Source organism: Streptomyces sp. NPDC086835 (assembly GCF_044745705.1).
Lineage (GTDB): Bacteria > Actinomycetota > Actinomycetes > Streptomycetales > Streptomycetaceae > Streptomyces.
This window is the reverse complement of the sequence record NZ_JBIVAU010000007.1, coordinates 244,832-262,012: the sequence shown is the minus strand read 5'-3', so window position 1 is coordinate 262,012 and position 17,181 is coordinate 244,832. Positions and strand designations below refer to the sequence as shown.

General features: G+C 71.1%; 20 protein-coding genes. 12 read left to right on the top strand and 8 right to left on the bottom strand.

Annotated features, from left to right (window positions below; translation table 11 throughout):
* Window positions 1–28: 28 nt before the first annotated feature.
* From ACIPJI_RS23445 to ACIPJI_RS23435, 3 genes are all read left to right on the top strand, one after another.
* Window positions 29–1,006, top strand: coding sequence for a carbohydrate ABC transporter permease (locus tag ACIPJI_RS23445; protein ID WP_402248526.1), 978 nt, complete (start codon window positions 29–31; stop codon window positions 1,004–1,006).
* Entirely contained in the window at window positions 1,003–1,905 is a 903-nt protein-coding gene (locus ACIPJI_RS23440; RefSeq protein ID WP_402248524.1) for a carbohydrate ABC transporter permease, read from the top strand. The genes ACIPJI_RS23445 and ACIPJI_RS23440 overlap by 4 nt, the downstream gene beginning before the upstream one ends.
* Window positions 1,906–2,018: 113 nt before the next feature.
* Entirely contained in the window at window positions 2,019–3,785 is a 1,767-nt protein-coding gene (locus ACIPJI_RS23435; RefSeq protein ID WP_402248522.1) for an ABC transporter ATP-binding protein, read from the top strand.
* Window positions 3,786–3,877: 92 nt separating this feature from the next.
* Here ACIPJI_RS23435 and ACIPJI_RS23430 read toward each other — a convergent pair whose 3' ends face one another.
* Both ACIPJI_RS23430 and ACIPJI_RS23425 read right to left on the bottom strand, forming a co-directional pair.
* The gene (locus ACIPJI_RS23430) at window positions 3,878–4,804 is read right to left on the bottom strand and encodes an AraC family transcriptional regulator (RefSeq protein ID WP_356619322.1); all 927 of its coding nucleotides are present in this window, start codon (window positions 4,802–4,804) and stop codon (window positions 3,878–3,880) included.
* Window positions 4,805–4,871: 67 nt separating this feature from the next.
* The gene (locus ACIPJI_RS23425) at window positions 4,872–5,795 is read right to left on the bottom strand and encodes an NADP-dependent oxidoreductase (protein WP_356619324.1); all 924 of its coding nucleotides are present in this window, start codon (window positions 5,793–5,795) and stop codon (window positions 4,872–4,874) included.
* Window positions 5,796–6,378: 583 nt separating this feature from the next.
* On the opposite strand from ACIPJI_RS23425, the gene ACIPJI_RS23420 reads away from it, so the two are divergent.
* Entirely contained in the window at window positions 6,379–6,858 is a 480-nt protein-coding gene (locus ACIPJI_RS23420) for a lamin tail domain-containing protein (protein WP_402248520.1), read from the top strand.
* Between the two features lie 167 nt (window positions 6,859–7,025).
* Here the strand turns inward: ACIPJI_RS23420 and ACIPJI_RS23415 are convergent, their stop codons facing one another.
* Entirely contained in the window at window positions 7,026–7,178 is a 153-nt protein-coding gene (locus tag ACIPJI_RS23415; protein ID WP_356619328.1) for a hypothetical protein, read from the bottom strand.
* Between the two features lie 261 nt (window positions 7,179–7,439).
* Between ACIPJI_RS23415 and ACIPJI_RS23410 the strand changes: the two genes are divergently transcribed.
* The 6 genes from ACIPJI_RS23410 to ACIPJI_RS23385 all read left to right on the top strand — a co-directional run bounded on the left by ACIPJI_RS23410 (window position 7,440) and on the right by ACIPJI_RS23385 (window position 11,986).
* A complete protein-coding gene (locus ACIPJI_RS23410; RefSeq protein WP_356619330.1) occupies window positions 7,440–7,718 on the top strand; it encodes a polyprenyl synthetase in 279 nt (92 codons plus the stop codon).
* Window positions 7,711–8,763 carry a polyprenyl synthetase family protein gene (locus ACIPJI_RS23405; RefSeq protein WP_402248518.1) on the top strand — a complete coding sequence of 351 codons (1,053 nt, stop codon included), beginning with the start codon at window positions 7,711–7,713 and terminating at the stop codon, window positions 8,761–8,763. The genes ACIPJI_RS23410 and ACIPJI_RS23405 overlap by 8 nt, the downstream gene beginning before the upstream one ends.
* A gap of 52 nt (window positions 8,764–8,815) precedes the next feature.
* Window positions 8,816–9,973, top strand: coding sequence for an oxygenase MpaB family protein (locus ACIPJI_RS23400; protein ID WP_356619334.1), 1,158 nt, complete (start codon window positions 8,816–8,818; stop codon window positions 9,971–9,973).
* Between the two features lie 73 nt (window positions 9,974–10,046).
* Entirely contained in the window at window positions 10,047–10,634 is a 588-nt protein-coding gene (locus ACIPJI_RS23395; RefSeq protein ID WP_402248516.1) for a hypothetical protein, read from the top strand.
* Window positions 10,635–10,758: 124 nt separating this feature from the next.
* Complete coding sequence (locus tag ACIPJI_RS23390) at window positions 10,759–11,172, top strand: hypothetical protein (RefSeq protein WP_356619336.1); 414 nt, start codon at window positions 10,759–10,761, stop codon at window positions 11,170–11,172.
* Between the two features lie 88 nt (window positions 11,173–11,260).
* Window positions 11,261–11,986, top strand: a complete 726-nt coding sequence (locus tag ACIPJI_RS23385; RefSeq protein ID WP_356619338.1) for a DUF6766 family protein — start codon at window positions 11,261–11,263, stop codon at window positions 11,984–11,986.
* 118 nt (window positions 11,987–12,104) lie between these two features.
* On the opposite strand, the gene ACIPJI_RS23380 is transcribed toward ACIPJI_RS23385, so the two are convergent.
* The 4 genes from ACIPJI_RS23380 to ACIPJI_RS23365 form a co-directional block, all read right to left on the bottom strand.
* On the bottom strand, window positions 12,105–12,974 hold the full coding sequence (locus tag ACIPJI_RS23380) for an MBL fold metallo-hydrolase (RefSeq protein WP_356619340.1): 870 nt from the start codon (window positions 12,972–12,974) through the stop codon (window positions 12,105–12,107).
* 149 nt (window positions 12,975–13,123) lie between these two features.
* Window positions 13,124–13,474, bottom strand: coding sequence for a hypothetical protein (locus ACIPJI_RS23375; RefSeq protein WP_356619342.1), 351 nt, complete (start codon window positions 13,472–13,474; stop codon window positions 13,124–13,126).
* A gap of 82 nt (window positions 13,475–13,556) precedes the next feature.
* Window positions 13,557–14,012: a DUF6098 family protein gene (locus tag ACIPJI_RS23370; protein ID WP_402248513.1), complete on the bottom strand. Its 456-nt coding sequence runs from the start codon at window positions 14,010–14,012 to the stop codon at window positions 13,557–13,559.
* A 242-nt stretch (window positions 14,013–14,254) separates the two neighbouring features.
* Window positions 14,255–14,782, bottom strand: coding sequence for a hypothetical protein (locus ACIPJI_RS23365; RefSeq protein WP_402248511.1), 528 nt, complete (start codon window positions 14,780–14,782; stop codon window positions 14,255–14,257).
* A gap of 215 nt (window positions 14,783–14,997) precedes the next feature.
* Here ACIPJI_RS23365 and ACIPJI_RS23360 point away from each other — a divergent pair, with 215 nt between their 5' ends.
* Complete coding sequence (locus ACIPJI_RS23360) at window positions 14,998–16,098, top strand: glutamate--cysteine ligase (RefSeq protein WP_307709998.1); 1,101 nt, start codon at window positions 14,998–15,000, stop codon at window positions 16,096–16,098.
* Between the two features lie 76 nt (window positions 16,099–16,174).
* The gene (locus ACIPJI_RS23355; protein ID WP_356619350.1) at window positions 16,175–16,375 is read left to right on the top strand and encodes a hypothetical protein; all 201 of its coding nucleotides are present in this window, start codon (window positions 16,175–16,177) and stop codon (window positions 16,373–16,375) included.
* 121 nt (window positions 16,376–16,496) lie between these two features.
* Here ACIPJI_RS23355 and ACIPJI_RS23350 read toward each other — a convergent pair whose 3' ends face one another.
* Window positions 16,497–16,982 (bottom strand): AAA family ATPase, encoded by a 486-nt coding sequence (locus ACIPJI_RS23350; RefSeq protein WP_402248509.1) that lies wholly within the window; start codon window positions 16,980–16,982, stop codon window positions 16,497–16,499.
* Window positions 16,983–17,181 lie beyond the last annotated feature (199 nt).

Here is a 17,181-nt window from a genome sequence, read left to right as displayed (position 1 = left end):
CGCATCAGCGGACGACGAAAGGCCCGACATGACCGAGACGACAAAGACGGCGGCCGCGCGACCGCCGCGCGCCGCCACCTCCTCGCGCAGGAACAGGACGGCGAGCTCCCCTCACGGCACGCCGAACCGGCGGGGGCGGGGACGGACGCTGCGCCGGATCACCCCATGGATGTTCCTGGCCGTGCCTCTGGTTCTGCTGATCACGTTCACCTACGTCCCCGTGGGGAACATGATCTATTACAGCTTCACCGACTGGGACGGCATCAGCCCCGACCGCAACTTCACCGGGGTCGACAACTACTCCCAGATCTTCACCCGACCTGAGCTGTTCCGGGTGTTCTTCGTCAGCTTCTACTACCTCGCCGCGTCCGTCGTGCAGATCGTCATCGCGCTGTACTTCGCGACGGTGCTCAGCTTCGACCTCCGCTTCCGCAACCTGTTCAAGGGGATTCTCTTCTTCCCCTACCTGATCAACGGCGTGGCCATCGGCTTCGTCTTCCTGTACTTCTTCCAGGCCGGCGGCACCCTGGACTCGGTCCTCTCCTGGTTCGGCGCCGACACCGACCATGCCTGGCTCGGTGACCCCACCTCCGCCAACACCTCACTGGCCGGCGTGTCCGTCTGGCGCTTCACCGGCCTGAACTTCGTCCTGTTCCTCGGGGCGATCCAGTCCGTCCCCGGCGAGCTCTACGAGGCCGCCCAACTGGACGGCGCGAGCAGGTGGCAGCAGTTCCGGCACATCATCGCCCCGAGCATCAAGCCCGTGCTGAGCCTGAGCATCATCCTGGCCGTCTCCGGGTCCCTCTCGGTCTTCGAGATCCCCTACATCATGACCGGCGGCGCGACCGGCACCTCGACCTTCGTCATCCAGACGGTCAAGCTCGCCTTCCAGTTCAACAAGACGGGGCTGGCCTCCGCCGCCGCCGTCGTACTGCTCCTGATCATCCTGCTGATCACCTGGATACAGCGCCGTCTCGTACCCGACGACAAGGTGGACCTCGTATGACCACGGCCCCGCAGACGAACCTGCCACCGCTCGGGCCCCTTCCCCGGCGGACGGACACGGCCCGGCGGACCCCGCGAGCGGGCCGGATCGGTCCCGCGCTGGTGTATCTGTCGCTGGTCGCCGCCTCGCTGGTGGTCCTGCTGCCCCTCGTCGTCGTCCTCATGACCTCGCTCAAGACCTCCGGCGAGGTGGCCGACGGCGGTGCGCTCTCCCTGCCGGGGGACTGGCTCAACTTCGGCAACTACGCGACGGCGTTCTCCGACGGGAAGATGCTGACCGCGTTCGGCAACACCGCGTTCATCCTGCTCTTCTCCATCACCGGCACGGTGATCATCGGCTCCATGACCGCGTACGCGATCGACCGCTTCCACTTCCGTGCGAAGAAGCTCGTCATGGCGCTGTTCCTGATCGCCACGTTGGTCCCGGGCGTCACCACGCAGGTCGCCACCTTCCAAGTGGTCAACAGCTTCGGCCTGTTCGACAGCCGGTGGGCCCCGATCCTGCTCTACATGGGCACGGACATCGTCTCGATCTACATCTTCCTGCAGTTCGTCCGGGGCATCCCCGTCTCCCTCGACGAAGCCGCCCGGCTGGACGGCGCGAACTCCTTCACCGTCTACCGCAAAATCATCCTGCCGCTGCTCAAGCCGGCGATCGCGACAGTCGTGATCATCAAGGGGATCACCGTCTACAACGACTTCTACATCCCCTTCCTCTACATGCCGTCCCAGGAACTGGGCACGATCTCCACCGCCCTGTTCCGCTTCAAAGGGCCCTTCGGGGCCCACTGGGAGAACATCTCGGCCGGCGCGATCCTGGTGATCCTGCCGACGTTGGCCATCTTCCTGTTCCTCCAGCGGTACATCTACAACGGTTTCGCCCAGGGCGCGACCAAGTAGCAGCACCACCGTTCGCGCAGAGCCGCGGCGCACCCGCGCCGCGGCACGCCCGGATACACGGTGACGAGTTCGGCCATGAAAGACGTGTGCCGCCAGGAAAGGGGAGACCGCCGATGGCCACGCCGGAGAGTCCGCTCGACCACCGGTACCGCGGTGAGCATCCCGTCCGCACACTGCGCTATCTGTTCCGCCCCGAACGCACCCGTATGGCGGGCGCGGTTGTCGTGTTCTTCGGCAAGCACGCCCCCGTGTGGCTGCTGCCGCCGGTGACGGCGAACATCATCGACGTCGTCGTGGAACAGCGCCCCATATCCGAGCTGTGGTGGAACTGCGCCGTCATGCTCGTCGTCCTCGCACTCAACCTGCCGCTGCATCTGCTCTACGTGCACTGGATGCACGGCTCCGTCCGCCGCGTCGGCCGCGATCTGCGCTCGGCACTCGTGCAGCGCATGCAGCAACTGTCCATCGGCTTCCACACCCGCACGAGCTCCTCCGTCCTGCACGCCAAGGTGATCCGTGACGTGGAGACCTTGGAGACCGGCGTGCAGCAGACGGCGGACAACGGCCTGACCGCCGCGGCCACCCTCACCGGCGGGCTGGCCGTCATCGCCGTCGTCACCCCCGCCTTCCTGCCCGTGTTCGTCGTCCTCGTTCCGGCCTCCGCCCTCATCGTGGTGACCCTGCGGTCCCGTCTGCGGGACCGCAACGCCTCCTTCCGCCGCTCCGTGGAGCGGCTGTCGTCCAGCGTCAGCGAGATGACGACACTCATTCCCATCACCCGCGCCCACGGTCTGGAGCGCACAGCCCTGCGCCGGGTCGACCATGACCTCGACACGGTGCTGCGCGAAGGATCACGCCTGGATCTGCTCAACGGGCGGTTCGGTTCGCTGTCCTGGATGGTCCTCAACACCCTCGGCATGGGCTGCCTGGCCGGTGCCGCACTCGTCGCCTACCACGGCTGGCTCGACATCACACCGGGCGACGTGGTCATGCTCAGCGCCTACTTCTCCAGCCTCACCGGCTCCGTCACCACCCTGCTGACCCTGGCGCCCGTGATCGGCAAGGCGCTCGAGTCCGTACGGTCCGTCGGCGAGGTCCTCCAGGCCCCCGACCTGGAGGAGAACGACGGCAAGGAGCATGTGGCGGCCGTGGCGGGGGAGTTCCGCTTCGAGAGCGTGAGCCTCACCTACGACGCAGGGGACCGCCCGGCTCTCGACCGCCTCGACCTCACCGTTCCCGCCGGACAGACCGTCGCCCTCGTCGGAGGCTCCGGCGCCGGCAAGTCCACCGTGCTGAATCTTGTGCTCGGGTTCCACCGCGCGACCCGTGGACGGATCCTGCTCGACGGCCGGGACCTCGCGGAACTGGATCTGCGCAGCTACCGGCGGTTCCTCTCCGTCGTCCCGCAGGAGTCCATCCTCTTCGAGGGCAGCATCCGCGACAACGTCGCCTACGGGCTGCCCGACGTGGACGAGCCGGCCATCCGCCGGGCACTGACCGACGCCAACGCGGCGGAGTTCGTCGACCGGCTTCCTCACGGCCTCGACACCGTGGTCGGTGAGCGCGGGGCCCGCCTGTCCGGAGGTCAGCGTCAGCGGCTGGCCATCGCCCGGGCACTGATCCGCGACCCTCGCGTGCTGGTCCTGGACGAGGCGACCTCGGCTCTCGACGCCCGCTCGGAGGCGCTGATCCAGCAGGCCCTGGCCCGGCTGGTCGCGGGCCGGACGGTGTTCATCGTCGCCCACCGGCTGTCGACCATCAAGAACGCCGACCGGATCGTGGTCCTGGAGCACGGCCGCGTCCAGGAGGCGGGCACCCACGGCGAACTCCTGGCACGCGGCGGAGCCTACGCGCGGCTGCAGAGCGCCCAGATCTCCTGACGCCCCGGTATCTCTCCGCCGACTGCTCCCGAAGCGGGCATCGCCCGCGCCCCCGGAACCCCCGCCCGGCCGCCCGCGGCGAGCGGCAGGCGTCACGCGGCGCGGGCCTGGCGCCGGTACCCGCCGGGCGCGAGCCCGAACTCCCGCTTGAAGGCCTTGGCGAAGGCGAACTCCGACCCGTAGCCGGTCCGTGCCGCAACCGCCGTCAGCGGGACGTCGGACTCACGCAGCAACCGCGCGGCGGTCGTCATGCGCCAGCGGGTCAGGTAGGCCATCGGCGGCTCGCCGACCAGCACGTTGAAGCGGCGGGCGAAGGCCGCCCGGGACAGACCCGACCGGGCGGCCAGGGACTCGACCGTCCACTGCGTCTCGGGCGCCTGGTGGATCGCGGTCAGCGCGGGGGCGACCGCGGTGTCCCGCAGCGCCGCGGCCCAGCCCTGAGCGGCGTCCGCCGGCTGGTCGTCCAGCCAGGCGCGCAGGATGTACAGGAGCAGCGAGTCGATCAGCGAGGGCACGATGCCGTCGGAGCCGATGCGCGGATTGTCCAGCTCGGCCCCCAGCAGCTGGACGGCGGCGCTGAGCTCCGGATGGCGGCCGTGCCGGGTGGGCAGGTGGAAGATCGCCGGCAGTCGGCTGACGAGCGGATGCGGACGCCCTTGGTCCAAGTGGTAGTTGCCGCACAGCAGGCTGGCGCGCGGGCCGTCGCCGCCCAGGGAGACGGAACCGATGGGCGACCCGTCGCTGTACTGCTCGGGCAGCGCCTCCTCGGCCGGCGTCGAGGGATGGTCGGCGAGGACGTGGCCGCGGCCGTCACGTACGAAGATCACGTCACCGGGACCGAGCGGGACCGGCGGTGTGTCGTCCAGCGGGACGAGCCAGCAGCTGCCGTGCAGCACCACGTGGAATCCCGCGCCCGCGACCGGCGGCAGCCGCAGCCCCCAGGGCGCGCGTCCGTCCGTACGGACGGACGCGGGACTGCCGGTGCGCATGGAGGCCAGCGCCTCGGTGAGGATGTCCATCGCCGCTCCCTTCTCCGCCGGGAACGATACGGGCCGCCCCCGAGGACGAGGGCGGCCGGTATCCGTGTCAGACGGTCAGCACGACCTTGCCCTGCACCCGCCCCGACTCGATCAGCTCGTGCGCCTTGCCGGCCTCGGCCAAGGGGAAGGTCTCCTCGACGTGCGGACGGAGCCGGCCCTCGTCCACCAGCGCGGCGATCGCCTCCAACGCCGTGCGGTCCGGTTCCACCATCACCCCGGCGAAGCGCCGGCCGACCGCCTCGACCGCGGCGGCGAGTTCGGCGTCACCGTGCTCGAGGATGCTCACGAGCATGCCCCCGGGACGCAGCGCCCGGAGCGAACGCGCGCCCTGGGCGGTGGAGTCGAAGACGACGTCCGCGTCCCGCACCGCCTCGGTGAAGTCGGTCGTCCGGTAGTCGATCACCTCGTCGGCGCCCAGGCCGCGGACGAATTCGTGCCTCGCCGCGCTCGCGAGCGCGGTCACGTGCGCGCCCCGCGCCTTGGCGATCTGCACGGCGAGATGTCCGACGCCGCCGGCCGCGCGGTGAATCAGGACCCGGTCACCGGCCTTCACGGCCGCCGCGTCCACCAGCCCCTGCCAGGCGGTGAGTGCGGCGAGGGGCAGGGCCGCGGCCTCCACATGGCTCAGCGACGCGGGCTTGAGGGCGACCTGACGCGAGGGGGCGGCGACGTATTCGGCGTACGCGTTCGCCGCGCGAGGGAAGAACGGCATCCCGTACACCTCGTCGCCCACCGCGAACCGGGCCCCCGGGCCCGCCTCTTCGACGACACCGGACACATCCCAACCGACACCGAACGGCGGCTCGCCGAGCAGCGGGTACGCGCCCGACCTGACCGCGGCGTCGACCGGGTTGACCGCGGCGGCACGCACCCGGACGAGCACCTCCCCGGACAGTGGGCGGGGACGAACGGTCTCGACGACCTCGAGTACCTCGGGGCCGCCGAAGGACTTCTGCATGACAGCGCGCATCAGGATCTCCCTGTGGATTCGGTGTGTGACTTCACCGTAGGGAGATCGAAAGAGCCGCTGAATGGCCGACCGTCTTGCCCACATGTCCGATCGTCTTGCGTCGCGAGCGCCTCGGTAGCACCTGTGCCGGTCGTGTACGGGTCCGTGGCGGTCACGGCCGCCCGAACCCGTGCGGCCGTCCCTGTGCTCGTGCCGGTGTGTGCGGCTGGGGCGGGCGTGCGATGACGGGCCGGATGTGCGAAGAAACGTGCAGAACTGCTGTTACCGGCGCGGGAGTCGATGTCCTGGGTGGTGCGCGGGGTGGCGCGCCCTGTGGTGCGCGGCGGTGGGCATGGACTTCCCGCTGCTCATGAGCGGTCGATGTACCGGTCAGTGAATGTCAGGGTCACGGCGGCCTCGTGAGTGCGATCCGCGCGTCGACAGTTACGGAAATGTCCGCAAATGGTAACTCGGCGGGGTCGCCGTGCCGTTGTCCCCGCCGCGGCCGCAGAGTCGGGTCCGCCGGCTCGTCACGGGCCGGTGACCCGTACCGCCACCACCGCTCTCACAGCGGGTGGCGCACAGTTTCGAGGAGACATCACCTATGTCTGCTGCTTCAACCTCCCGTCGTATCGCGGCGACCGTTCTCGCCGCCGGTGCCGTCGTCTCGGCCGTCGCGCTGCCGGCCTCGGCCCACGACGAGGACCGCCGGCACCGCCAGGACGCGCGGGTCGAGATCAGCGCCGTGCAGACCGGCGACCGCGACCGCGATCGCGACCACCGCTCCAACCGGGCACTGAACGCCGAATGGGTCGAGATCACCAACAACAGCCGCCGTACGGTCGACCTCGACGGCTGGACCCTGCGCGACCGCGACGGCAACCGGTACCGCTTCGACGACTACCGTCTCGCCGGCCGCTCGACCGTCCGTGTCCACACCGGCTTCGGACGCGACACCCGAACCGACCTGTACCAGGACCGCCACCACTCGGTGTGGGACGAGCGCTCCGACAAGGCGACGCTGCGCGACCACCGCGGCCACACCGTCGACACCGAGTCCTGGGGCCGTGACCACCGCCGCTGACGCGCGGCCCGACCGGGCGGGCCGAGGGGTCCCACCTCGCCCGTCCGGCAGGCCGGGCGACTGACCGCCCGGCCCACCACCGCAGACCCGGCCGGTGCCTCGTGAGTCCCGCGAGGCGCCGGCCGACTGCTGCGTCGGGGTGGAGGTGTCCTGAGAGCGGAGCGGCGTCACGGCAAGTGGAACCGCGGCTCGGTCAACCACTCGGCCCGGTTCTGCACCTGGAAGGAACGCCAGGAGTACAGCGCCGACGACCAGAAGGCCGCGCTCGAGATGTACGACCACGAGCAGCAGTTGGGCACGTCGAACCAGCCCACCTCCACCGACGGCCGCGTGACGGCGGGCGAGCGCTCTCCCGTGAGGGCCGCGGCTCATTCCTGACCCTGCCGGAGCACATGGCGCCGGCAGGGACCTCGGGTGAACGGCAGTTCGGTACGTCATTCCTTCGGTGATCTCCGTCGCGGCGCTCCACGCGTCTCGACACCCTTCCGATGAGGACAGCGGGCGGACCACCTCCGCCCGGGCAGACACGGCCACCGCGCCGCCCGGACGGCGGGCGCGGGCCGAGGGGGAGGGGTGGCCCGATGCAGGGGACCGGACACGGGCGCGGTCAGGCCGCGAACGATGTGGTGCTGCTGGCCGCAGGCGTCGCCGACCTGGCGGTCAGCACGGTGAGCGGCGCGCTGCACGGGTTACGGGGGCTGCTCCGCCGCGCCGACGTGGCCGAACTGGCCGACGAGGGGCGGCAGGACATCAAGGCCCGCGGCCGCCTCGCCCTGGACCGCTACGCCCCGACCTCACCGCCGCACATGGAGCTGCTGGCCCGGCACGTGACCGCCGTGCGTGGTCGCGGCGATGTCTGACAACGGTGAGCGAGCCGCGTTCAAGGCCCGGGTGGACGAGGTCCTCCTCCATTTCGTGGAGGAGGAGATCGACCACCTCCTGGCCGTCGACGCCGACCTCGCCGCGGTCGCCGACCAGCTGCGGATCGCCACGAGCCGGGGCAAGCGGCTCCGGGCGTCCTTCTGTTACTGGGGCTGGCGTGCCGCCGGCCAGCCCGACAGTGACGCCCTCGTGCGCGCCGCCGCGGCCCTGGAACTGCTGCACGCCGCGGCCGTGGTCCACGACGACCTGATCGACGACAGCCCCCTGCGGCACGGGCTGCCCACCGCGCACGTCGCCCTGCGCACCGCGGTGGCCGCGAGCCCCCGCCCCAGCGCCGCGGCCAGGTCGCTGGCGATGCTGGTCGGTGATCTGCTGATGTCGCTGGCCGGGCAGCTGTTCACCGTCTGCGGTCTGCCCGCGGCCTATCTGTCCCGGGCGCGGCCGCTGTGGGCGGTCCTGGCCCGCGAACTCGTCGCGGGGGAGTGCCTGGAGATCCTGCGTACCGGTACCCGCCCCGACACCGCCGCCTCGCTGAAGGTGATCCGCTACAAGACCGCCAAGTACACCGTCGAGCATCCTCTCCGCATCGGCGGCGCCCTGGGCGGGGCCTCCCACGACCTTCGGGAAGCGCTCTCCGACTACGGGGTGCCGCTGGGGGAGGCGTTCCAGCTCCGCGACGATCTCCTCGGACTGTTCGGCGACCCGTGCCGTACGGGGAAGGCGAACGCCGACGACATCGCGGCGCACCGGCCCACCGCGCTGCTGGCGCAGACGTGGCAGGAAGCCACCGCGACAGAACGCGCGGAGCTCGGACGGCTGTTGGGGAACGGCACCCCGGACGAGGAGTCACTCGCGCGGGTGCGGGAGATCATGCACCGCACCCAGGCGCCCGCCCGTGTCGAAGACATGATCAGCGGCCGGGTCCGTGCCGCACTCGACGCCCTCGAGCAGACCCGCCTGCCGGCCGATGCCGCCCGCGCGCTGAGCGACCTCGCCCGGGCGGCCACCGTACGCCTGCACTGACGATCCACCACCCCGGCCCACATCGCCGCGTCTGGCCCACGAAGGAGCCGTGATGACCTACACCGAGCAGTCCCTCGACGCCCTGCGGACGGCAGGAGACGAACTGGCCGACGCGACCGTCGCCGCCCTCTTCGAACGGGGCGAGGTCGGCACGTTCAACACCCTGATGCGCTACGTCTCCACGGCCGGCGCACCGCTGCCGGACGGGCTGCCCGACGTGGCGCGTGAGTACCTCCACCAGACCGGTGCCCCGCCGTCCTGGGTCGACTGGGAGGAGATGGAGAGAGCGAGGATGTTCTTCATCGACAACAACGTCCACATCTCCACGGCCCTGTCGTTCGCGGCGATGCCCGCCTGCTACGTCCTGCCCCATGTCGCCAGGCTGCTGACGGCGACGCACTCGCTGAAGTACCCCTCCAAGCGCATGGCGGAGACAGGCCAGTTCACCGTCTACCTCATGCAGCCGGGTGCCTTCGAAGCCGGCAGCCGCTTCATCCCCGCCGCGCAGAAGGTGCGGCTGCTGCACGCCTCCGTCCGCCACCACCTGCGTCGCGAGGGCCGCTGGGACATCGAGCGCCTCGGCACGCCGATCTGCCAGGAGGACATGATCGGCGGCCAGATGATGTTCTCCATCCAGGTGCTCGACGCCCTGCACCGGCTGGGCATCCACATGAGCACGGAGGGGGCGGAGTCGTACTACTACGCCTGGCGCGTCGTCGGCGCCATGCTCGGTGTCGACCAGGACCACGCCCCGGCGGATCTCCACCAGGCCCGCCACTTCTCCGACCTGTACATGACCCGGTACATGGGCCCGAGCGACGAAGGGGCCCATCTGACCCGCCAGCTCATCGACCTCTACGAGGAGGTCGTCCCCGGCACCCTCTTCGATCCCGTCGTAGGGGCCCTGATCCGCTACCTCATCGGCGACACCTGCGCCGACTGGCTCCAGGTGCCCCGCACTGCCTGGGACACGGCGGTCAAGGCGGCCCCCGCCCTGCTGGGCATCCTCGAATCGATCGAGGACCGCTCGCCGCTCGGGGCCTGGGCCTTGGACCGCCTGGGTCACTTCACCACGCTCTTGGAGCTCAGCTCCCTCACGCGCGGCCGCATCATGCACTACGCCATCCCTGAGGAGCTCAAGAAGGACTACGGCCTCACCGCCGCGCGCACTGCTCGCTGGACCCCTCCCGCCCCCACGGTCACGACCTGAGGTCCTTGGCCGGCCGGGAGCCGCCTGGCAGCACATCGCCTGCTGGGCGCCCCTGCCCCGCATCACACCTCTGGTGGAGCCGGCCGGCCAGGATCCCGCGTGTCTCGTGGCGTACATCGACAGGACCGGCACCGACTGCGAGCTCCGCGGGGCGGGCCGCCCGCAGGACGCCGGTCAGGTCCAGGGCCAGGACCGTCCGGTGCACCGCACCGGGTCCGCCGACTGGTCCGAGCGGCACTTCCAGCTCAAGGTGGAGAACACCTGGGACCAGAACGCGGCAGAGACGACGCCGGCCCCGCCGGCGGGCTCGGAGCGCTGCTCCGCTGGACGTACGAGCCGGCCCTCGCCCGACGCCCGAGACACCTCCCGCCGAGAAGACACAGGCAGGTCCCGCGGCCGGACTCATCCCGGCGACCGTGCGGCAGGTCGCACGGTCAGCTCCTCGGGCCCCGCCGCGGCGGCGCCTCCCGTCAGGTCCACACGGCGGGCCGCCGACTCCAGAGCGGCCGGCAACGGCCTTCGCGCCCACAGCGCCATGGGCAGCCTGCGCAGAATTTGGCGCAGCGCCTCCCCGACGTGCGGGTTGCAGGTGCCCGCGGACGACGCGGGCGCCGCGCCGAACCGGCCGACGAACCGTCGGATCGAATCCGTGTCCGGATGAGTGCCTCTCCCTGGACGGCTCTGGATTGCGGGGACAGGGGACCGGGCGTCTCATGGGCGGGAAGCCGCTGTCCACGTCTTCGACCCGGTGGGCGCGGCCTGCCTTGAGTCGGCCGGGAGGCAGTGTGTCAGAACGGTGGTGGTGCGGCCGGGCGGTCGCCGTGGCAGCGCTCGTCTTCGCGACCAGCGCCTGCGGCTCGCTCGACGAGCGGCGCGACGACGTCACCGCGGAGGTGACCGGCTTCGAACAGGCGCTGGGCGCCGATCAGTTCGCGCGCACGTGCGCCGCCCTCGCGCCGGAGACCCTGGAAGAGCTGGAGCAGTCGGCCAAGAGCCGCTGCGAGCAAGCGATCGGCGAAGCGGACCTGACAGAGGCCGGCGCGGTGCGGCGCGTCGACGTGTACGGCGATCAGGCCCGTGTCGTACTCGAGAAGGACACGGTGTTCCTCTCCCACTTCCCGACCGGCTGGAAAGTGACAGCGGCCGGATGCACACCCCGTGAGGGCCGGCCGTACCGGTGCGAACTCAAGGGCGGGTGAATGAGGCCATGAGAACGATGTTCATCGGAACCCTGGTGCTGATCGCCGGCGGTCTCGCGTACTTCATGGCGCTGGGGCTGATGCACCGATGAGCTCCGTGTCCACGGACGGCGAGGGCTCCGCATCGCCCCGGCACCCCGTATGGCGGTTCCTGCACCACAACAGCCTCGGCCTGGTCTTCCTGGCGGCGTTCCTGCTCGCCCTGGCAGGGCAGGCGGTGGCGGGACACGCGGAGTTCGACAACCAGCTGATCGCCGACGGTCTCGCGCCCGTCAGCTTCGGCGCTTACCTGGCTTCCTCCGACTTCGCTGTCGATGTCACCGAGAACTGGCAGTCCGAGTACCTTCAGTTCTTCCTCTACATCTTCGCCACCGTCTGGCTGCTGCAACGCGGTTCACCCGAATCCAAGGAACTGCACAAGGCGGGCATCGAGTCGGACAAGGACCAGATGGTCGGAGAGCACGCCAGAGAAGACTCGCCCCGCTGGGCAGCGGTCAGGGGCTGGCGGGGAACGTTCTACTCGCGCTCCCTCGGGATCGTCATGGGTACCATCTTCCTGCTGTCGTGGCTGGCCCAGTCCGTCGCCGGCGTCGCCTCCTACAACGAGCAGCAGCTGCGCGGGCTCCAGGCCCCGACCAGCTGGCCCGACTATCTCTCCTCCGCGGACTTCTGGAGCCGGACACTCCAGAACTGGCAGTCCGAACTCCTCGCCATCGGCTCCATGGCCGTCCTGGCCATCTTCCTGCGGCAACGCGGATCGCCGGAGTCCAAGCCCGTGGGCGCGGCGCACACCGCGACCGGCGTCGAAGGCTGAACGGCCTGCTCCGCGGAGCGCGTCCGGTCCTTCGTCAGCCGACGTACCGGCGGGCGGTGGAACGCCGCTGCGACTCCTTCGTACTGACAGACGCGTTTCGAATCTCTGACCGGTGCGGTCATGGCCGTGCGCCCGCGCCGGGTGCGGGCGGGCGGACGACGGGCCGCTCGCCCGGTACGACGACGGCGCGCCCGCCGCGTCGGCAGTGGACGACCCGTTCACCGAGGCCCCGCTCCTCGGCCGCGTGGAGGAAGTCGGCCAGCGGTGATGTCATCACGGTGTACTCCTCGTAGTGGACGGGCAGCAGCCAGCGCGGACGCAGCCGTTCGGCGAGCTCCGCGCCCTGTGCGCCGTCCATGGTGACGAGGAAGCCGCCCGGCAGACGGGTGCCGCCGAGGTGGAGCACCGCCAGGTCCATGTCCGGATACCGGCGGCAGATGGCGTCGATTCCGTCGAACAGCAGAGTGTCGCCCGAGATGTAGAGCCGCAGGTGTGCCGGACCTCGCGGCGGGCCGAACTCCAGCAGACTGCCCATCACCGGCGGCAGCAGGGCCCGCAGGGCTCCGGCGGCGTGCCGGCCGGGCAGGGCCGTCACGGTCGCTTTGCCCTCCTCGCCGATCAGTGTGTGGCTCTGCCACGTCCGGAGCCCGTCGGCCCGGCGGAAGCCGTGCACTCGGCGGAGGCGGCGGGAGGCGTGCGGCGTCGTGATGACGGGCAGCGAACGGTCGAGGTGGTTGCGGGCCACACGGTCCCAGTGATCACCGTGCAGATGCGAGAGCACGATCGCGGTCAGGTCCTGGGGCAGCTCCCCGACTCCGATCGAGGGTTCGGTGAGACGGCGGCTGACGAGGCCGTACCCGAGATACGCGTGCTGCCCGCGGTGCAGGAAGTTCGGATCCGTCAGCAGCGTCAGGTCGCCGTAGCGGATCAAGGTCGTGGCGTTGCCGATGAAGTCGATGCTGACCGGCAGGCCCGGGGCGGCGGACATACGGTCTCCTTCGGCCCGGTCGCCCCCGCGGCTCCGGGCGTTTGATGCGTCCGTGCCGCCCGGGTGCCCCCGCCGTACGAGGTGAACCCCGGACCCCGGGAGGAGCCGGTCCGGTCCGCCGGAAGGTTCCGCCCCCGCGGGCGTCGCTGTCAGGCCGCCGCCGACAAGGCCGAGAGGATCGCCGTGTCGGTGCGGGCGTGGACGACGAGCCGGGTGCCACTGGTGTCGGCGTTCGCCTCGAGAAGGCGGCGCGTCGGCGCGCTGTGCGTGGCGACGGACATCAGCACACCGAGGTGGTTGCACATGCGATGGGCCTTCAGTACGGCGCTGACGGTGACGCCGCCGGTGGCCGGCTCCTCGAGCACGATGACGACCGGACTCGGCCGATAGGCGTGCACCAGGTCGCTGATCTCCTGCGACAACGCCGATCTTCGGCCGATGTCGGTGGCGCTGTGCAGGGTGACGACCAGAACGCCGTCCTCGAAAGCGTGGGACAACATCACTGCCTCCGATGCCGTTCGCCGCATGGCGATCTCCAGTCTGAGCCTGCCCGGTCCGCGTGCCGTGATGCGCCCCGGCCTCTCAGGGCGTCTGCGCGTCGCGGTCCAGCGGGCCCCAGCGCCCCGGCTGCCGCTCGATCACGGCCGTCGCCTCGTTGATGACGTCGTCGGCGATCCAGCCGAGCGGTTCCACATCGCGGACAAGCGGTTCGTTGTCCGGACCGCGGCCCGCTTCCCGGCCGTGCAGGACCCACGGCCGGGCCCGTTCGTCCTTGACCCGGGGCAGATGGGAGTAGTCGTACAGCCGGCGGGCGACCCAGGTGCGTACGGGCCGGTCACCCCACCAGGACTCCACGTCCAGCGGACTGGCGGACAAGCCTGGCATGGGAGCGCCCGTCAGGTCGTCGGTGCTGGACACCGACCCCAGGTCCGGCTCAGGTCCGCGTGACCACCGCACGTACAGCCCCTGCCGGGCCATGACCAGTTCCGTCAGCGCCTCGATGCTCTCGAAGGTGGGCATTGCGTTGTTCTGGCTCATGTCCCCTCGATTCTTGCCCGGCTCGGCCCACCGGATGTGTGCGACAGGCCGCGAGCAGGTCACCCGAGGGACGGCGGCGCCCTGTCGTGACCGTGCGGCGGCCCACCCTCACCGTGCCGGATCATGACGACGAACGCCATCGAGCTGCGATGTCCGGCGCGTGGACGCCGGGCACCGCGGGCCTGGGAGGAGGCCGGGGGAGTGGGGGCCGGTCCGCGTGTCCTCGCAGGTGAGGGGCAGGCTCAGGCGGTCATCGCCGGCCCCGCGCACAGGCGGGACAGGAGGGCGGACCGGTGGAGGTCCGCAACGGGTTCGAGCAGGTCAGGGTGGCGCAGCAGGGCACCGGCGCGCCGGTCGTGCTCATCCGGTTCCACCAGGCGGCGGAACCCGGACGGCGTTCCGTCGCCGTCCCCGCCGTCGCCGAGCGCGGCCACCGCCGTCGACGCCAGCTCCGGGTCGGCGAGCAGACAGGCCGCCCAGCTGGCGACGACCTCGTCCACCCAGGTGCGCCAGGCGTACTCCTCGTCGTCGTCGAGCCCCGCCCCGTCGGAGCCGGTGATCCAGTCCAGCCGGGCGGACCCTCCCGCCCCCGTGACCGCGACCAGAGCCGCGTCGACGGGCGTGGGATAGCGCAGCGAAGCGGCCAGGGTCACCGCCTGATGCGCCTGCGCGTGGGAGAGGGCGGAATCCATCACGCCACCTCCCGACGGGAAGGCGCGCGACATCCACTGGGCTGTCGCCGCTATCAGCGAGGTCAGGTCTGCGTGCACTGTGGCGTCCGATGTGTGACTGGGGAGCGATGTGCGCGGCCACGCTATGCCCGGCGGTCACCTGGGGAAATGGTGTGGGTCACGGGCCGGCAGTGGCTTCTGCCACATCCGGGGCCGGGCCGCTTCGGCCCTCGGACGCGCTTCGGGCGCCTGCTTTCGGGCAAATCACTGTGTCGTCCGCTGATCACGGCGTCCGTCCCGCGACACTGACCCCCATGGAGCCGGTGACCTTGGGCGTGGAAGAGGAGTACCTGCTGCTCGACGCGGAGACGGGGGTGCCGGTACCGATGGCCGAGCAGGTGCGTGCGGCCGCGGGCCTCGAACCGCTCGTCGACGAGAAGGAGCTGCAGTCCGAGCTGCTGCAGGTGCAGATCGAGGTCGCCACCTCCGTCTGCACCCAGCTGGAGGAGGCCGGCGGGCACCTGCTGCGCCTGCGGCACGCGGTCGGCGCCGCCGCGGAGGCCCACGGGTGCCGACTCGCGGCGTGCGGGACACCGCCGAGGAGAGGGCCGGTCACCGCGCCGGTGACCGAGCAGGCACGCTACCGCGCGATGCGGGTGCAGGCCCCGCAACTGGTCGCGGAACAGCTGGTCAGCGGCATGCACATCCATGCGGGGGTCCCCAGTCCGGAAGTCGGCGTAGCCGTGTTGAACCGGCTGCGGGGGTGGGTGCCTGTCCTTGTCGCCATGTCCGCGAACTCGCCGCTGTGGGACGGGCAGGACACCGGCTTCGCCAGCTGGCGCACCTTGATCTTCGGCCGCTGGCCCGTGAGCGGCCCCCCGCCCGCCTTCCGGGACCTCACCGACCACAGGGAGCGCATCGACGCACTGCTCGGCAGCGGGATCATCTCCGACAAGGGACAGCTGTACTGGCAGGTCCGGCTGTCCGACCGCTTCCCCACCGTGGAGGTGCGGTGCCCCGATGTGCAGTTGCGGGCCGACGAAGCGGTCATGTTCGCCGGGATCGTGCGCGCACTGGTCGTCACCGCCATCCACGAAACGGCGGCGGGCATTCCGGCGCCCGCCATCGCTCCGGAGATGATGCAGGCGGCGAACTGGCAGGCCGCCCGCTACGGCCTCAGCGGTCACCTGATCACGGCGACGGGCGAGCGCCGCAGTGCCGGTGACGTCGTCGCGCAACTGATCGAGCACATCACGCCCGCGCTGGACGCCGCCGGTGACACCCGCGAGGTGATCTCGCTCGTGCATCGGCTTCTCCAGCAGGGCACCCCCGCCGACCGCCAGCGGCGGGCGCTCGCGGAGGGCGGCCTCAGGGCGGTGATCGACATGATCACCTCCGAGACCACGGCACCATGAGGGGCTCGTGTTCGACGTGCGGTTTCCGGGTACCCGGTGCGGCGTGACGCGATGATCGAACGGGAGGAGCGCCACGATGACCGTGCCCGAGGAGAACCGGCCCAAGACGCGAACGACCGACGAGGTCGTCACGGAGAAATCGGCGGCGGCCGAGGAGCCGGCGACAGAGGCCCAGCAGGGCCGGAACGCGGCACAGGAGGAACGCCGGCCGTCCGGGAGCACCATGCGTGAGGCACTGGACGACGCCGGGGTCAAGCCGGAGGACTACGAGGGCTAGTCGCGCTGGAGCGAGGCGGGCCGCCCAGGAGGAGCCGGCCCGCCGAGCGGGGACCGCGGACCTCCCGGGCCGCGGTGACACTGGACGGCCGACGCCGACCGGCCGGCGGGTCTGCCGCTGGTCAGTCCGGCGTCCCGAGGGGCCTCGTCACGAAGCCGCCCTTCCCGTCGAACCGGACTTCGACCACGGCGTCGAAGCCGTCCGTGGTCGTCGGCTCGCGCAGACGGCCGCGCGTGGCGTGGATCCCGACGTCGGGCACCCGTGCCCGCCCTTCACGCGCCGCGTTGCGCCGCAGGGAACCGGTGACGTCAGGGGGGAACCAGTACGCCGTCACCCGGACACCGTGAGTACGGGCGAGGCGGATGAGCGGGGTCCACTCGTCGGGCGAGGGGTTGGTGTTGTCGACGGCCACCCATGTCCCGGACGCGAGCAGCTCCTCGATGAGCCGCATCTGCCGAAGCTGCTTGCGCCGGGCCGAGCGCGGAAAGAGGTCCTTGCTCACCAGCGCGTGGCGTCCGGAGAGGTGCTTCCTGTAGAAGGTCGACTTCCCCGACGCCTGCAGTCCGACGAGGACCGCCATTTCCGGTCGTGCACGGGTCGTGTCCATTTCGTCGAGCCTCTCACCGACGCTGTCGGACGCCCCGGCGTCCCGGCGGCCGATCCTCACGGCGAGGCCGCCCGTACACACCGTTGCGGCCGCGGGGCCCCCCGGGGGGGGGGGGGGGGGGCGCGGGGGGGGGGGGGGCCGCGGGGGGCGGGGGGGCGGCGGAGGCGGGCGGGCGCGCGGCGGGCCGCGGCCGGGGCGG

Coding starts and splice junctions, on each gene's coding strand:
- ACIPJI_RS23430 (WP_356619322.1), bottom strand. CDS start 4,804: ATGGACATCCTCACCGAGGCGCTGGCCTCCATGCGCACCGGCAGTCCC.
- ACIPJI_RS23375 (WP_356619342.1), bottom strand. CDS start 13,474: ATGTTGTCCCACGCTTTCGAGGACGGCGTTCTGGTCGTCACCCTGCAC.
- ACIPJI_RS23440 (WP_402248524.1), top strand. CDS start 1,003: ATGACCACGGCCCCGCAGACGAACCTGCCACCGCTCGGGCCCCTTCCC.
- ACIPJI_RS23380 (WP_356619340.1), bottom strand. CDS start 12,974: ATGTCCGCCGCCCCGGGCCTGCCGGTCAGCATCGACTTCATCGGCAAC.
- ACIPJI_RS23360 (WP_307709998.1), top strand. CDS start 14,998: ATGGAGCCGGTGACCTTGGGCGTGGAAGAGGAGTACCTGCTGCTCGAC.
- ACIPJI_RS23445 (WP_402248526.1), top strand. CDS start 29: ATGACCGAGACGACAAAGACGGCGGCCGCGCGACCGCCGCGCGCCGCC.
- ACIPJI_RS23355 (WP_356619350.1), top strand. CDS start 16,175: ATGACCGTGCCCGAGGAGAACCGGCCCAAGACGCGAACGACCGACGAG.
- ACIPJI_RS23350 (WP_402248509.1), bottom strand. CDS start 16,982: ATGGACACGACCCGTGCACGACCGGAAATGGCGGTCCTCGTCGGACTG.
- ACIPJI_RS23425 (WP_356619324.1), bottom strand. CDS start 5,795: ATGCGCGCTGTCATGCAGAAGTCCTTCGGCGGCCCCGAGGTACTCGAG.
- ACIPJI_RS23405 (WP_402248518.1), top strand. CDS start 7,711: ATGTCTGACAACGGTGAGCGAGCCGCGTTCAAGGCCCGGGTGGACGAG.
- ACIPJI_RS23385 (WP_356619338.1), top strand. CDS start 11,261: ATGAGCTCCGTGTCCACGGACGGCGAGGGCTCCGCATCGCCCCGGCAC.
- ACIPJI_RS23435 (WP_402248522.1), top strand. CDS start 2,019: ATGGCCACGCCGGAGAGTCCGCTCGACCACCGGTACCGCGGTGAGCAT.
- ACIPJI_RS23420 (WP_402248520.1), top strand. CDS start 6,379: ATGTCTGCTGCTTCAACCTCCCGTCGTATCGCGGCGACCGTTCTCGCC.
- ACIPJI_RS23410 (WP_356619330.1), top strand. CDS start 7,440: ATGCAGGGGACCGGACACGGGCGCGGTCAGGCCGCGAACGATGTGGTG.
- ACIPJI_RS23400 (WP_356619334.1), top strand. CDS start 8,816: ATGACCTACACCGAGCAGTCCCTCGACGCCCTGCGGACGGCAGGAGAC.
- ACIPJI_RS23370 (WP_402248513.1), bottom strand. CDS start 14,012: ATGAGCCAGAACAACGCAATGCCCACCTTCGAGAGCATCGAGGCGCTG.